The sequence below is a fragment of the Pantoea sp. Z09 genome, from assembly GCF_022394795.1.
Taxonomy (GTDB): Bacteria; Pseudomonadota; Gammaproteobacteria; order Enterobacterales; family Enterobacteriaceae; genus Pantoea; species Pantoea latae.
Map to the genome: position 1 here is coordinate 3,046,164 of NZ_CP092373.1, position 14,284 is coordinate 3,060,447.

The following is a 14,284-nucleotide window of genomic DNA, read 5'->3' on the forward strand; positions in this document are numbered from 1 at the left end:
CCTAGCGCCCGCCGCGGATCAGGCCGCCCAGTCCGCGCCGCTCCATAAAGGCAGCCACCAGATGGCGCACTTCCGACGCGGTGTGGGCGCCAAGACCTTGCTCGCTCAGCTTTTGCGTCTCTTCTTTATCCAGATGGCGCAGCAGGTATTTTACCCGCGGCACGTTCTTGCCGTTCATGCTGAGGTGGTGATAGCCCAGCCCCACCAGCAGCGCGACGCACATCGGATCGCCCGCCATTTCACCACATAAACAGAGTTCGAGATTCGCCAGACGGGCTTCGGTGGCGATCGCCTGCAGCGCGCGCAGCATCGCAGGATGCAGCGGATCGTACAGGTTGGCGACGCGCGTGTTGTTGCGATCCACCGCCATCAGATACTGGGTCAGGTCGTTGGTGCCGACCGAGACGAAATCGACGCGCGACTGCAGGTGTGGGATCATAAACAGCATCGACGGCACTTCGATCATCACGCCGACGCGCGGTTTGGGAATAACGTAGCCCAGCATCTCTTCCACTTCGCGTCCGGCGCGCTGGATCAAGCGCACCGCGTCGTCGATCTCGTCGATATGGCTGATCATCGGCAGCAGAATGCTGAGGTTGCCGGAGGCGGCGTTGGCGCGCAGCATGGCGCGCACCTGCACCAGAAAAATCTCCGGCTGATCGAGCGTCAGGCGAATACCGCGCCAGCCAAGGCAGGGATTCTCTTCGCTGATCGGCATATAGGGCAGCTGCTTGTCGGCGCCGACGTCGAGCGTGCGCAGCGTCACCGGCTTGTTGTGAAACAGCTGCAGCATGCCCTGATACTGCGCCACTTGCTCCTCTTCGGAGGGGAAGCCGCTCTGCAGCATAAAGGGAATTTCGGTGCGGTAGAGGCCAATGCCGTCGACCCAGCTGTCGAGCGTCTGCTCGTGCTCCGGGCTGAGGCCGGCGTTGAGCATCACCTGAATGCGCTCGCCGCTTTTCAGCTCGCCGGGCTGATCGACTACTCCTTCTGCCATTTTGCTCAGCGCATTCTCTTCGCTGATCAGGCGCTGATACTCTTGCACCAGCACCGGCTCGGGATCGATCAGCAGTTCGCCGCGGTAGCCGTCGACAATCAGCAGGCGTTTATTAAGCTGCGCCGGCAGGATATCCGCGCCCATCACCGTGGGAATGCCCATGGCGCGCGTCAGGATGGCGGCGTGCGAGTTGGCCGCGCCGTCGCGCACCACGATGCCTGCCAGCCGCTCGTGCGGCAGCTCTGCCAGCGTGGTGGCGGTCAGCTCGTCAGCCACCAGCACAAAGCGCTCCGGCCAGGCGTTGGTGCCGACCAGCGAGTCGTCAAGGTGGAACAAGAGACGCTGGCCGAGCACGCGCAGGTCGCCCGCGCGCTCGCGCAGGTAGTTATCGCTCAGGCTGGCGAACTGGGCGGCGAACTTTTCGATGACCTTTTTGACCGCCCATTCGGCAACCGATCCCTGCTCGATCTCGGCAAAGAGATCTTTTTTCAGGCGGGCGTCGGTCAGCAGGTGGGAGTAGAGATCGAAGATTGCCGCGCTCTCTTTCTGCACGCCGGCGGCGAAGCGTTTGCTGAAGCGGCGAAATTCGCTGGCGGCTTCGCTCATCGCCACCACCAGCCGTTCGCGTTCGCGCTGGGTGTCGAGCGTCGAGGCGGCGGAGACCTGATCGAGCAGCGGCTGGGTTTCATCGACCCAGCCAGGCGCGACGGCGACGCCGGGCGCGGCGGCGATAGCGCGCACCCGCGTCTGGCGGAACTGGCCGAACAGCTGGCCGAGCTGCGACTGCGACAGCAGCGTCGCCATCTGTGTCGCCAGCGTGACGAGGAAAGACTCTTCGCTTTCGTCGAACTGGCGATGCTCGCGCTGCTGCACCACCAGCACGCCCAGCAGCTGACGGCGGCTGATGATCGGCACGCCGAGGAAAGAGCGATAGCGCTCTTCCTTTACCGCGGGAATATATTTGAAGCTGGGGTGGCTTTGCGCATCCGCCAGGTTGATCGGCTCGGCGAGACGTCCCACCAAACCGACAATCCCTTCGTCGAACGCCAGCGTAACGGTGCGGCCACGCGGTTTTTTCAGGCCGCGCGTGGCCATCAGGTAGTAGCAATGGTGATCGTGATCCGCCAGGTAAACAGAGCACACTTCCGTGTCCATCGCCAGGCAGATCTCATTGACCAGAATGTCGAGCGCGTCGTTGAGACGCGGCGCGCTCGCCACCTTTTCGACTATTTCGCGCAACTGAGTGAGCATAAGGGCGTGGCCTATCCTCTTTTCCGTCGATGGGCTGGCGCGCTGCGCTGCTGCCCTGCACTCTCCTGCATCGACATCACCACGCCAGCGAATTCCTTCATCACGCGGCGATAGACATCGCGTTTAAAGGAGACAACCTGACGCACCGGATACCAGAAGCTCACCCAGCGCCAGCCGTCGAACTCCGGCGTGCTGCTGTGTTGCACATTGATATCCGCGTCACTGCTCATCAACTGCAGAAGAAACCACTTTTGTTTCTGGCCGATACAGACCGGCTTCGTGTCCCAACGCACCAAACGTTTTGGCAATTTGTAGCGCAACCAGTTTCGGGTAGATGCAAGTATTCGAACATCTTTACGGTGTAAACCCACTTCTTCGAACAGTTCGCGATACATCGCCTGTTCGGCGGTTTCACCGGGATTGATGCCTCCCTGAGGAAACTGCCAGGAGTGCTGTCCAAAGCGCCTGGCCCACAACACTTGTCCTTGCCTGTTACAGATTACGATACCAACATTCGGGCGGTAGCCATCATCATCGATCACTGGACTACCTCAAAGCTAAATTTGAATAGCCTGATTGTTTCACACTCCTTACAGGCGGTAAACCACTGGATTCGCGGGGAGAACGCCGCCTTAGCCCTGGATAACTCACAGGGTTATCCAGAGTTATAAACAATGAAGCGCATAAAGCGCCGATCTTATTCACGTTTTCTGTGGATAGCGCTGTGCAGAACGCGGGAATTAGCTGAATAAACTTTTCCGCGCTCTGCCGGCCCCATGCACACTATGCCGTTTTTTATCATTGTAAAACAGGCGATTAAACAACTCTTATTCAGAATGCCGCCGCCTGAATAGCTTTTCCCGACGCCAGAAAATTCGCAGCTGGTTAAAGATCAAGCGACGCCGTTTTTATCCACAGACAATGGAGTAAACTTGGTCGCCTGTGACCAGAAAAGCCGCATCAGGCCCAAAGTCAAGGCTGTAAATCGAACCAGTAACCCTGTTACGGCCGGGTTATCCCACCGATCTGTGGATAACTCAGACGAAGATCCTGTTCATTGTTGCCGACAGTCAGGGATAACCCGTGAATTCCGTCAGCGGCGAAAAAGCGTCGTGGTTAAAAAAGCATGATGAATCATGCTATTATCGTTTTCCCTTCTTGCAGTGCTGCTGTGGACAACGTTCTGCGGGAAAAAACTGTCTATTTTTTGACCAGATGAGTAGCCATCATGACCCAGCTCCCCTCCCCGCCTGAAAACGAAGCGATTCTGCTGGCGCGCGCTCATGCGCTGGCAGGCGAAACGCTGGCCGCGCTGGCGCAGCGGGCCGATCTGCCGATCCCGGCCGACCTGCGCCGCGATAAAGGCTGGGTCGGTATGCTGCTGGAGCGCTATCTCGGCGCCAGCGCGGGCAGCAAAGCGGAGCAGGATTTTGCGCATCTCGGCATCGAACTCAAAACCATTCCCATCGACGCGCAGGGCAAACCGCTGGAGACCACCTTTGTTTGCGTGGCGCCGCTGACCGGCAATAGCGGCGTTACCTGGGAAACCAGCCATGTGCGCCACAAGCTGGCGCGGGTGCTGTGGATCCCGGTCGAGGGCGACCGCGCTATTCCGCTGGCGCAGCGTCGCGTCGGCGCGCCGCTGCTGTGGAGCCCGGATGAAGAGGAGGAGCGGATGCTGCGTCAGGACTGGGAAGAGCTGATGGATATGATCGTACTGGGCCAGGTGGAGCGCATTACCGCGCGCCACGGCGCCTGGCTGCAGATCCGGCCCAAAGCCGCCAACAGCCGGGCGCTGACGGAGGGTATCGGCGAGCAGGGCGAACCCATTATGACGCTGCCGCGCGGCTTTTATCTGAAGAAAAGCTTTACCGCCCCGCTGCTGGCGCGCCATTTTTTACTGTAAGTGCCTTGAATTGAATGCGTATAATCGCCGTTTACTTTTCGTTTAACATTGAGAGTGCGCATGTTTGAGTGGATAACCGATCCCAACGCCTGGCTGGCGCTGGGCACGCTGACCATCCTCGAAGTGGTTCTGGGCATTGATAATATTATCTTTTTATCGCTGGTGGTCGCTAAGCTGCCTAAACATCAGCAGGCGAGCGCCCGCCGTCTGGGTCTGATGGGCGCGATGGTGATGCGCCTTTGCCTGCTGGCCTCTATCGCCTGGGTCGCGCGTCTGACCCATCCGCTGTTTACTCTGTTCGACCACGCGTTCTCCTGGCGCGACCTGATCCTGCTGGGCGGCGGCCTGTTCCTGCTGTGGAAATCGAGCATGGAGATCCATGAAACCATCGAAGGAGGCGAAGAGGAGCACAAGACCAACGTGCACTCTTTTCTTGGCGCCATCGTGCAGATCATGCTGCTGGACATTATCTTCAGCCTCGACTCAGTGATCACCGCCGTTGGCCTCTCCGATCATCTGTTTATTATGATGGCGGCGGTGGTGATTGCGGTGCTGATGATGATGTTCGCCGCGCGCGCCATCGGCGAGTTCGTCGATCGTCATCCGTCGATCAAAATGCTGGCGCTGTCGTTTCTGATTCTGGTGGGCTTTACCCTGATCCTCGAAAGCTTCGCGGTGCATGTACCAAAAGGTTACATTTATTTCGCCATGTTCTTCTCGATGGCGGTTGAGTGCCTGAACCTGATGCGCAGTAAGAAAAACAGGGCGTAAGAAAGTCAAGGGCGGCTATGGCCGCCCGTTTATTTTCAGATTCATGCGATAACGCAAAGCGTCAAAACGATTTATTACTACACTTTTTGCAGTTAATGCTGCGCGCCCCTGGCTGGCGACGCGGCCCACTGGCTGACGGGAGTGAGAGGAATAAGCGTGATGAAAGAGTTGGCAGGCGTAGCAGTGTTGATTTTTGCCGCCGTAACGCTGAGCGGGTGCAGTTCAGATTATGTGATGGCGACAAAAGATGGACAGATGATCATGACGGAAGGCAAGCCGACCATCGATAAAGAAACCGGCCTGGTGAAATACACCGATCAGTCCGGTCATGAAGTGCAAATCAACGGCGACGAGGTGTCGACCATCATTGAGCGTTAAGTGCCATTTCAGGTCACCTGGCCGGCGATTTGCGTGGACAGGTGATTTCCCCGATTTTCCCCACTTCCTTCCCCGCTGATTCACGCGTTATAGTCCCACAGGACACACCATTACATTCCATAAGAATAAGGAAGACGGCTATGCATTATCACCGTATCCCCCATAGCACGCTGGAAGTCAGTCAGCTGGGGCTAGGAACCATGACGTTTGGTGAACAGAACAGCGAAGCCGACGCCCATGAACAGCTCGATTACGCCCTCGCCAACGGCATTAACCTGATCGATACCGCGGAGATGTATCCCGTGCCGCCGCGTCCGGAAACCCAGGGATTAACAGAGCAGTACATCGGCAGCTGGCTGAAGAAGCGCGGCAGCCGCGACAAGGTGATCCTTGCCAGCAAGGTGGCCGGGCCGGTGCGCGGCGCCGACGCCTCGATCCGTCCGCATCAGGCGCTGGACCGCAAGAATATCCGCGAGGCGCTGGACGCCAGCCTGAAGCGTCTCAATACCGACTACCTCGACCTTTATCAGCTGCACTGGCCGCAGCGGCAGACCAACTACTTTGGCAAGCTAGGCTATCAGTACAGCGAACTGACCAATCCGGTGACGCTGCTGGAGACGCTGGAGGCGCTGACCGAGCAGGTGCGCGCCGGCAAGATCCGCTATATCGGCGTGTCGAACGAAACCGCCTGGGGCGTGATGCGCTATCTGCAGCTGGCGGAGAAGCACGAGCTGCCGCGCATCGTGACCATTCAGAATCCCTATAGCCTGCTGAACCGCAGTTTTGAAGTGGGGCTGGCCGAAATCAGCCAGCACGAAGGCGTCGAGCTGCTGGCTTACTCCAGCCTCGCCTTCGGCACGCTGAGCGGCAAGTATCTTAACGGCGCGAAACCGGCCGGCGCGCGCAATACGCTGTTTAGCCGCTTTACGCGCTACAGCGGCGAGCAGTCGCAGCAGGCGATCGCGGCCTACGTGGCGCTGGCGCAGAAGCATCAGCTGGATCCGTCGCAGATGGCGCTGGCCTATGTGCGTCAGCAGCCGTTCGTCGCCAGCACCCTGCTGGGCGCCACCACGATGGAGCAGCTGAAGATCAATATCGACAGCTTTAACCTGACGCTGGACGCCGACGTGCTGGAAGGGATCGAGGCGATTCACCGCCGCTATACCTATCCGGCGCCTTAAGGGGGTGAGCAGCTGTTGCGAGTGGGTTTAGTGAGGTGGGCGTAGGCTGTTTGTCAGGTATTTGCGCTGCCAGCCTGGCCCGATCGCAAAGTCGCTCAAGGCATCCCTGCGCGCTCGGCCCGCGGCATCCCTGCCGCGGGACGCTTTGCTCTTCGGCCCAGGCTGGCAGCGCCTTGATTTTAGCGTTGCCTGTTAGCTAACGATTAGGTTTCGTTTGCAGCTACAGCCCCAGCAGCAGCTGCCGCTCAAGCTGCGGATCCAGCAGCGTAACGTGCAGCCCCACCAGCCGCACGCCGCGTCCGGCGCGCCGCTCGTCCCAGGTTTTGCGCGCCACCGCGATCAAATCCTCTTTGTTCAGCTCCGGCCAGATATGCTCCTGCGTCGTCAGCTGAAAATCGTTGAACTTGAGCTTCACCCCCTGGCGCGCGATCTGCCGGTCGGGCCGCACCTGAGTCAGCCGCCGCTCCAGCTCTGCATAGAGAAAGTCGATAATCTCCAGGCACGCCTCCCAGCTGTGAATATCCTCCGCCAGCGTGCGCTCGACGCCAACCGACTTGCGCTCGCGCTCCACCACCACGCCGCGCTCGTCGATGCCGTGGCTGCGCTCCCAGAGCACGCGCCCGAACTTGCCGAAGCGCTTGAGCAGCTGCGCCACGTCCGCTTTCTGCACGTCGGCGCAGGTGTGCAGCCCCATCTCCTCCAGCTTTTTTGTCGCCACTTTGCCGACGCCGGGGATCTTCGCCAGCGGCAGCGACAGCAAAAAGCCCGACATCTCCTGCGGCGTAATCACGTACTGCCCGTTCGGCTTGTTAAGGTCGGAGGCAATTTTGGCGAGAAACTTAATCGGCGCGATCCCTGCCGAGGCGGTCAGCCCGGTTTCGCGCAGGATGGTGTCGCGAATGTCGCGGGCGATCAGCGTGGCGGAGCCGTGACAGTGCGGGCTGTCGGTAACGTCGAGATAGGCTTCGTCCAGCGACAGCGGTTCAATTAGCGGGGTATAGCGCAGAAAAATGTCGCGGATCTGCTGCGAGGCCTCTTTATAGGCGTCGAAACGCCCCGGCAGCAGCTTAAGGTGCGGACAAAGCTTCAGCGCCATCGCGGTGGGCATCGCGCTGCGCACGCCAAAGGTGCGCGCCGGGTAGTTGGCCGTGCTGATCACGCCGCGTCGTTCACGGCTGCCGCCAATGGCGATGGGGATATCGCGCAACGCCGGGTTGTCGCGCATCTCCACCGCTGCATAGAAGCAGTCCATATCGACATGTATGATTTTCACGCTGGTTCGCCGTCAGAGTTTCGTCTGCCCTAATGATACTGTATAGATGTACAGACGCAAAAGGCGCGCGACGGATCCCGCTTCTCTGCCGCCACTAAAGTTTACAAATTTCTGGCCGTCAACCCTTGAGGAAAGCGTGAATTTACCCGGCGGCGTCTTGATAAAAAAACAGACAATGCTAATGTTGCGCTGCGGTAGCGGAGTTTTCCGATAATGCAAGTCTGAGACGCGTCTCGCGTCACCGTTCTTCCTCACTCAAGGTACACACAGCATGGGCAAAATCGCACTTCTGTTTGCGATGATTTTGATGCCAGCCCTCAGCATGGCAATGACTCCCGAGCCGACGCAGCAGATGTCGACGCCGGTAAGCAAAGAATTAAAGAAACAGTTACTCGGCACGCCGATTTATATTCAGATTTTTAAGGAAGAACGCACGCTGGAGCTGTACGGCAAAATCGGCAACGAATTTCGCCTGCTCGACACCTACCGCATCTGTAACTTTTCCGGCGGCCTCGGTCCGAAACGCCGCGAAGGGGATTTTAAAAGCCCGGAAGGCTTTTACAGCGTCAGGCTCAACCAGCTGAAGCCAGACAGCCGCTTTTATCGCGCCATCAACGTCGGCTTTCCTAACCAGTACGATCGCGATCACGCCTATACCGGCAACTACCTGATGATCCATGGCAACTGCAAATCGATCGGCTGCTACGCCATGACCGATGCCTATATGGATGAGATCTTCACCTACGTCAACGCGGCGCTGCGCAACGGCCAGCCGCAGGTTGAGATCAGCATCTTTCCGTTCCGCATGACCGACAGCAACATGCAGCGCCACCGCTACTCGACCTACGCCAGCTTCTGGCGCGAGCTGCAGCCGGGCTATGCCTGGTTTGCGAAATACCATCAGCCGCCGACGGTCAACGTCGCCAGCGGCAGCTATGTGATGAACAGCAGCCCGGTTATCGTCAATCCCGAAGCCGCCTCTAAATCATTCCTGGCGCTCACCAAGGCAGAATAACGCCCACTCACCTGGCACAATCCGGTGCCAGGTTTCATTTCCCGTCAGCGGCTGCGTCGCGATCACTGTCACCACGTCGTTGGCGGTGGTGTGCTGCTGGAAGTCAATCTCGACGTCCTGATCGAGCAGCTGCGCTTTGCCAAAGGGCGCGCGGCGCGTGATCCAGTAGAGATTGGTTGAGCAGAAGGCCATCAGATAGCGCCCGTCCGACAGCAGCATATTAAACACCCCTTTCTGCCGCAGCTCACCCGCCAGCTCCGCCACATAGCGAAACACCGCCGGCCAGTTGGCGGGCGTGCGCGGATAGCGCGTCGCCAGCTTGTGCAGGATCCAGCAGAACGCCTTTTCGCTGTCGGTTTCGCCTACCGGACGAAAATGGCCGGTTTCCAGCTGGCGATAGCCTTTTAGCTGGCCGTTGTGCGCGTAGGTCCAGTTGCGTCCCCACAGCTCGCGGGTAAAGGGATGGGTGTTTTCCAGCGACACCGGCCCGCGATTCGCCTGGCGAATATGCGCCACCACCGAATGGGACTTGATGGGGTACTCCTGCACCAGCCGCGCGATGGGCGAGTTATAGCTCGGCAGCGGATCTTTAAAGGTGCGGCATCCGCGATCTTCATAAAAGGTGATGCCCCAGCCATCTTTATGCGGGCCGGTTCCGCCGCCGCGCTGCACCAGGCCGGTAAAACTGAAACAGATATCGGTTGGAACGTTAGCGCTCATCCCGAGCAATTCGCACATAGCTACCGCCTTAGTCAGAAATGCCGCCAGCCTGCTGCCCGGCGGCCAGCGCCTTTACTTCACCATCTCTTTTTCAATCAGCAGCATCAGGATATGGATCACTTTGATGTGGATCTCCTGAATGCGGTCGGCGTAGCCGAAGTGCGGCACGCGGATCTCGATATCCGCCGAGCCCGCCATCTTGCCGCCATCTTTGCCGGTCAGGGCGATCACCTTCATGCCCTGCGCGCGCGCCGCCTCAATCGCCTTGATGATATTGGCCGAGTTGCCGGAGGTCGACAGCCCCAGCAGCACGTCGCCCGGACGCCCCACCGCCTCGATATAGCGCGAAAAGACGTAGTCGTAGCCGAAGTCGTTGCTGACGCAGGAGAGATGGCTGACGTCGGAGATGGCGATAGCCGGATAGCCCGGACGGTTTTCGCGATAGCGGCCGGTCAGCTCTTCGGCAAAATGCATCGCGTCGCAGTGCGAGCCGCCGTTGCCGCAGGAGAGCACTTTTCCGCCCGCCTTAAAGCTGTCGGCCAGCAGCACCGCCGCGCGCTGAATCGCGTGAATATTGGCTTCGTCGCTGAGGAAGTTATTAAGCGTATCCGCTGCTTCATTCAGCTCGGAGCGAATGATGTCCTGGTACATAGGGATGTCCTTGTAGGTAAAAGAGTGACGCTACAAGTTTAACGGAATGGCGGGTTGCCGCAAAGCGCGCGCCGCGCGGTTCTTCCGCGCCGCTGGCGCAGGGATTTTGTGAGTCAGGTTGTAATTGCGATGTAAACAAATTGATAATTATCGCCCGCTGTCATACACCTCTAGCATAACAGGTCAGACCTCTTACTACTTACGGAGCCGTGATTATGATGGTTGTGTCGATCGTTGCGACGCTGGTGCTCATCAGCGCCCTGTTTTATCACCGCGTTTCCCTGGCGGCGAGCAGCGCGATTTTGCTGCTGTGGACCACCGGCTGGAGCGCAGCGCACCTCTGGACGCCCTGGCTGCTGCTGCCGCTGGCGCTGATCCTGCTGCCGCTTAACCTCGCTTCGATGCGTCGTTCGCTGTTTTCAAAGCCGATGCTGCAGCGTTTTCAACAGGTGATGCCGCCGATGTCACGCACGGAGAAAGAGGCGATCGACGCCGGCACCACCTGGTGGGAAGGCGATCTGTTTCAGGGCAAGCCGGACTGGCAGAAGCTGCATAACTATCCGCAGCCGCGCCTGACGCCACAAGAGCAGGCGTTTCTCGACGGCCCGGTGGAAGAGGCGTGCCGCATGGCCAACGACTTTGCCATCACCCATGAGATGGCGGATCTGCCGCCGGAGCTGTGGGCCTATTTGAAAGAGCAGCGCTTTTTCGCCATGATCATCAAGAAAGAGTATGGCGGCCTCGAGTTTTCCGCCTACGCGCAGGCGCGCGTGCTGCAAAAGCTGGCGGGCGTCTCCGGCATTCTGGCGATTACCGTCGGCGTGCCTAACTCGCTCGGCCCCGGGGAACTGCTGCAGCACTACGGCACTGACCAGCAGAAGGATCACTATCTGCCGCGCCTGGCGCGCGGCGACGAAATCCCCTGTTTTGCCCTGACCAGCCCTGAAGCGGGCTCCGACGCCGGCGCCATCCCCGATACCGGCGTGGTCTGCATGGGCGAGTGGCAGGGCAAGCAGGTGCTGGGCATGCGCCTGACCTGGAACAAACGCTATATCACGCTGGCGCCGGTGGCGACGGTGCTGGGACTCGCCTTTAAGCTCTCCGATCCCGATCGCCTGCTGGGCGACACCGAGTCGCTGGGCATTACCTGCGCGCTGATCCCCACCAGCACGCCGGGCGTGGAAATCGGCAAGCGTCACTTCCCGCTTAACGTGCCGTTCCAGAACGGCCCGACGCGCGGCAAGGATATTTTCGTGCCGATCGACTTTATTATCGGCGGGCCGCAGATGGCGGGCCAGGGCTGGCGGATGCTGGTGGAGTGTTTGTCAGTGGGACGCGGCATCACCCTGCCCTCCAACTCCACCGGCAGCCTGAAGAGCGTGGCGCTGGCCACCGGCGCCTATGCGCATATTCGCCGTCAGTTCAAAGTCTCTATCGGCAAGATGGAGGGCATTGAGGAGCCGCTGGCGCGCATCGCCGGCAACGCCTACGTGATGGACGCCGCGGCAACGCTGATCACCACCGGCATTATGCAGGGGGAAAAACCGGCAGTGCTGTCGGCAATTGTGAAGTATCACTGCACCCATCGCGGCCAGCGCGCCATTATGGACGCCATGGATATCGCCGGCGGTAAAGGCATTATGCTCGGTAACAATAACTTCCTTGCCCGCGCCTATCAGGGCGCGCCGATCGCCATTACGGTGGAAGGTGCCAATATTCTGACGCGCAGCATGATTATCTTTGGTCAGGGCGCGATCCGCTGTCATCCGTTCGTGCTGAAAGAGATGGCGGCGGCGGCGAGCCAGGATCTCAATGCCTTTGACGCCGCGCTGTTCAGCCATATCGGCTACGTGGGCAGCAATGCGGTGCGCAGCCTGTGGCTCGGCCTGACGGCGGGACGCAGCAGCGCCGCGCCGACGCGCGACGCCACGCGCCGCTACTACCAGCATCTCAACCGCCTGAGCGCCAACCTGGCGCTGCTGTCTGACGTCTCGATGGCGGTGCTGGGCGGCAGCCTGAAGCGACGCGAGCGTATTTCGGCGCGTCTGGGCGATGTGCTGAGCCAGCTCTATCTCGCCTCCGCGACGCTGAAGCGCTATGACGACGAAGGACGCCACGAGGCCGATCTGCCGCTGGTGCACTGGAGCGTGCAGGATGCGCTGCATCAGGCGGAGCAGGCGATTGAGGATCTGCTGCGCAACTTCCCTAATCGGCTGGCGGCGGGCGCGCTGCGCATGATGATTTTTGCCGGCGGCACGCACTGCCCGGCGCCGAGCGACCGGCTGGATCACAAGCTGGCGAAGCTGCTGCAGCTTCCTTCCGCGACCCGTACCCGTCTGGGGCGCGGCCAGTATCTGACGCCGAGCGAGCATAATCCGGCGGGCCAGCTTGAGCAGGCGTTGCAGGAGGTGATGGCGGCGGAGGCGATCCACGATCGCCTGTGCAAACAGCAGAAGCAGCACTTCTCGTTCACCCGGCTGGACGCGCTGGCACAGCAGGCGCTGAGCGCGGGCTGGATTGACGCCGCCGAGGCTGAGGTGCTGACGCGCGCCGAAGCGAGCCGTCTGCGCGCCATTAACGTCGATGAGTTTGCCGCGGATGCGCTGGCGGTGCCGGTGAAGCAGCCGGCGGTGAAGGCGGCGCGGGAAAGCGAGGCGGCGTAAGATACAGGCACGTATGCTTTAACCCACAACGCGCACTAAAGTCAGATAGCGGGTAGCATGGACCGAAGAGCAAAGCGTCCCGCGACAAGGACAAAAACGCCGGGAGCGTTTTTGAACAACGCTGCGCGTTGGCCCGTTTACGGGCGCCCCTCAGGGATGAGGGGTGTATACGCGTGGGCCGAGCTGGCAGGGATGCCGCTTTTTGCGTCTTTGCGATCGGGCCATGCTACCCGCGTTCGCGCGGAGTTAACCGGCGCGTATTACCCTTAGCCTGCCTGCCGAATACGCGCGAGCAGCGCCTCGGCATCCTCCACATGATCCGCCGCCAGAATCAGCGTGCGTCCCAGCGTAATGCAGCTGCGGATGCACTCGGTGCGCATCGCCTCATCCTTAATCAGCCTCATATCCGCCACGTGCGACATGCCGACGGTGCGGCGGATCAGCTCGGTGCCGCAGTAGCCGATGGTGTCGGCCCACACCTTGCGCAGAAACGCCTGCGCATAGCCGGGATACGCCAGCGCCACGTCCGTGGTTTTCTCCTGCGCCAGCGCCAGGAAACGCGCAGCAAAGGTATTCCACACCTCGCGCACGTCGTTAAGACGACGCTCGCGCCCTTCCGCCGCCTCGCGCGGGGCCAGCAGCCCCGGCAGACCGCAGTAGTTGATCAGCAGGTTGCCGAGCGCGGTGCCGACGTCAAAACCGATGGGACCGAAATAGCCGAACTCCGCGTCGATCGCCTTCAGGCTGTTGTCGGCGACGAAGATCGAGCCGCTGTGAATATCGCCGTGCAGCAGCGCTTCGGCGTGGGCGAAAAAGCGGTGCTTTAGCCCTGCGACGGCGACGCGCAGCGCCTCGTCGTCGCGCAGGCTGGCGACCAGCGGCTCCAGCGCCGCCGGATAGCTGTTGCGCTCGTGGTCGGTATAGGGATCGTTAAAGAAGAGATCTTCGGTGATCTCGCACATCTCCGGGTTGATAAAGCGCGCCACCTCCGCCTTTTTCTTATGCGGATGCAGCACGAAATCAGAGGTGTGAAACAGCGTCTGCGCCAGATATTCGCCCAGCTGCGCCGCCGCCTGCGGATAGTACGCGCCCTTCACCAGCTCGCCGCGCCAGATACGGTGGCTGGAGAGATCCTCCATCACCATCACCGCCAGCGTCTCGTCGTAGTGCGTCACCTTCACGGTGTGCTGCGGACAATATTTGTAGTGCTCGACCAGGGTTTGCGCCTCGAGCCGCGCGCGATCCAGCGTCAGCGGCCAGGACTCGCCGACGCAGCGCACGTAAGGCAGCGCCTGCTTGACGATAACCCGGCTGTGGCCCTGCCGATCGAAAATCTTAAACACCAGGTTGAGATTGCCATCACCAATCTCTTGCGCCTCGACCAGCGCAGCGGGATCGTCCACGCCGCCAAAGGCGCGGGCATATTCAACGGCGTCCGCCGCGGTGAAGGTACGGTATTGCGACATTGCCCTCTCTCC

The 14,284-nt window shown here is 60.3% G+C and carries 12 protein-coding genes; 6 read left to right on the forward strand and 6 right to left on the reverse strand.

Annotated elements, in window-relative coordinates; genetic code table 11:
• Position 1: 1 nt before the first annotated feature.
• Both ptsP and rppH read right to left on the reverse strand, forming a co-directional pair.
• The gene (ptsP, locus tag MC269_RS14630; RefSeq protein ID WP_239952843.1) at positions 2–2,248 is read right to left on the reverse strand and encodes a phosphoenolpyruvate--protein phosphotransferase; all 2,247 of its coding nucleotides are present in this window, start codon (positions 2,246–2,248) and stop codon (positions 2–4) included.
• 11 nt (positions 2,249–2,259) lie between these two features.
• Positions 2,260–2,790, reverse strand: coding sequence for an RNA pyrophosphohydrolase (rppH, locus tag MC269_RS14635; protein ID WP_033752842.1), 531 nt, complete (start codon positions 2,788–2,790; stop codon positions 2,260–2,262).
• A gap of 686 nt (positions 2,791–3,476) precedes the next feature.
• On the opposite strand from rppH, the gene mutH reads away from it, so the two are divergent.
• From mutH to MC269_RS14655, 4 genes are all read left to right on the forward strand, one after another.
• Positions 3,477–4,154, forward strand: a complete 678-nt coding sequence (gene mutH, locus MC269_RS14640; protein WP_239952844.1) for a DNA mismatch repair endonuclease MutH — start codon at positions 3,477–3,479, stop codon at positions 4,152–4,154.
• Positions 4,155–4,214: 60 nt separating this feature from the next.
• Positions 4,215–4,925 carry a TerC family protein gene (locus MC269_RS14645; protein WP_081141203.1) on the forward strand — a complete coding sequence of 237 codons (711 nt, stop codon included), beginning with the start codon at positions 4,215–4,217 and terminating at the stop codon, positions 4,923–4,925.
• A 159-nt stretch (positions 4,926–5,084) separates the two neighbouring features.
• On the forward strand, positions 5,085–5,303 hold the full coding sequence (locus MC269_RS14650) for a YgdI/YgdR family lipoprotein (RefSeq protein WP_081141204.1): 219 nt from the start codon (positions 5,085–5,087) through the stop codon (positions 5,301–5,303).
• A gap of 140 nt (positions 5,304–5,443) precedes the next feature.
• Positions 5,444–6,484 (forward strand): NADP(H)-dependent aldo-keto reductase, encoded by a 1,041-nt coding sequence (locus MC269_RS14655; protein ID WP_239952845.1) that lies wholly within the window; start codon positions 5,444–5,446, stop codon positions 6,482–6,484.
• Between the two features lie 220 nt (positions 6,485–6,704).
• Here the strand turns inward: MC269_RS14655 and dinB are convergent, their stop codons facing one another.
• Positions 6,705–7,736 (reverse strand): DNA polymerase IV, encoded by a 1,032-nt coding sequence (dinB, locus tag MC269_RS14660; protein ID WP_081141206.1) that lies wholly within the window; start codon positions 7,734–7,736, stop codon positions 6,705–6,707.
• 292 nt (positions 7,737–8,028) lie between these two features.
• On the opposite strand from dinB, the gene dpaA reads away from it, so the two are divergent.
• Positions 8,029–8,772 (forward strand): peptidoglycan meso-diaminopimelic acid protein amidase, encoded by a 744-nt coding sequence (dpaA, locus tag MC269_RS14665; RefSeq protein ID WP_081141207.1) that lies wholly within the window; start codon positions 8,029–8,031, stop codon positions 8,770–8,772.
• Here dpaA and MC269_RS14670 read toward each other — a convergent pair.
• Both MC269_RS14670 and lpcA read right to left on the reverse strand, forming a co-directional pair.
• Positions 8,743–9,510 carry a class II glutamine amidotransferase gene (locus tag MC269_RS14670; protein ID WP_239952846.1) on the reverse strand — a complete coding sequence of 256 codons (768 nt, stop codon included), beginning with the start codon at positions 9,508–9,510 and terminating at the stop codon, positions 8,743–8,745. The two genes, dpaA and MC269_RS14670, sit on opposite strands and share 30 nt — an antisense overlap.
• A 54-nt stretch (positions 9,511–9,564) precedes the next feature.
• Positions 9,565–10,143 (reverse strand): D-sedoheptulose 7-phosphate isomerase, encoded by a 579-nt coding sequence (gene lpcA / locus MC269_RS14675; protein ID WP_081141209.1) that lies wholly within the window; start codon positions 10,141–10,143, stop codon positions 9,565–9,567.
• A 215-nt stretch (positions 10,144–10,358) separates the two neighbouring features.
• On the opposite strand from lpcA, the gene fadE reads away from it, so the two are divergent.
• Entirely contained in the window at positions 10,359–12,806 is a 2,448-nt protein-coding gene (fadE, locus tag MC269_RS14680) for an acyl-CoA dehydrogenase FadE (protein WP_239952847.1), read from the forward strand.
• Positions 12,807–13,072: 266 nt separating this feature from the next.
• On the opposite strand, the gene mtnK is transcribed toward fadE, so the two are convergent.
• Positions 13,073–14,272, reverse strand: a complete 1,200-nt coding sequence (gene mtnK / locus MC269_RS14685; RefSeq protein WP_239952848.1) for an S-methyl-5-thioribose kinase — start codon at positions 14,270–14,272, stop codon at positions 13,073–13,075.
• Positions 14,273–14,284: the final 12 nt, after the last annotated feature.

Coding starts and splice junctions, on each gene's coding strand:
- MC269_RS14645 (WP_081141203.1), top strand. CDS start 4,215: ATGTTTGAGTGGATAACCGATCCCAACGCCTGGCTGGCGCTGGGCACG.
- ptsP (WP_239952843.1), bottom strand. CDS start 2,248: ATGCTCACTCAGTTGCGCGAAATAGTCGAAAAGGTGGCGAGCGCGCCG.
- MC269_RS14670 (WP_239952846.1), bottom strand. CDS start 9,510: ATGTGCGAATTGCTCGGGATGAGCGCTAACGTTCCAACCGATATCTGT.
- fadE (WP_239952847.1), top strand. CDS start 10,359: ATGATGGTTGTGTCGATCGTTGCGACGCTGGTGCTCATCAGCGCCCTG.
- MC269_RS14650 (WP_081141204.1), top strand. CDS start 5,085: ATGAAAGAGTTGGCAGGCGTAGCAGTGTTGATTTTTGCCGCCGTAACG.
- lpcA (WP_081141209.1), bottom strand. CDS start 10,143: ATGTACCAGGACATCATTCGCTCCGAGCTGAATGAAGCAGCGGATACG.
- MC269_RS14655 (WP_239952845.1), top strand. CDS start 5,444: ATGCATTATCACCGTATCCCCCATAGCACGCTGGAAGTCAGTCAGCTG.
- mutH (WP_239952844.1), top strand. CDS start 3,477: ATGACCCAGCTCCCCTCCCCGCCTGAAAACGAAGCGATTCTGCTGGCG.
- dpaA (WP_081141207.1), top strand. CDS start 8,029: ATGGGCAAAATCGCACTTCTGTTTGCGATGATTTTGATGCCAGCCCTC.
- dinB (WP_081141206.1), bottom strand. CDS start 7,736: ATGGACTGCTTCTATGCAGCGGTGGAGATGCGCGACAACCCGGCGTTG.
- mtnK (WP_239952848.1), bottom strand. CDS start 14,272: ATGTCGCAATACCGTACCTTCACCGCGGCGGACGCCGTTGAATATGCC.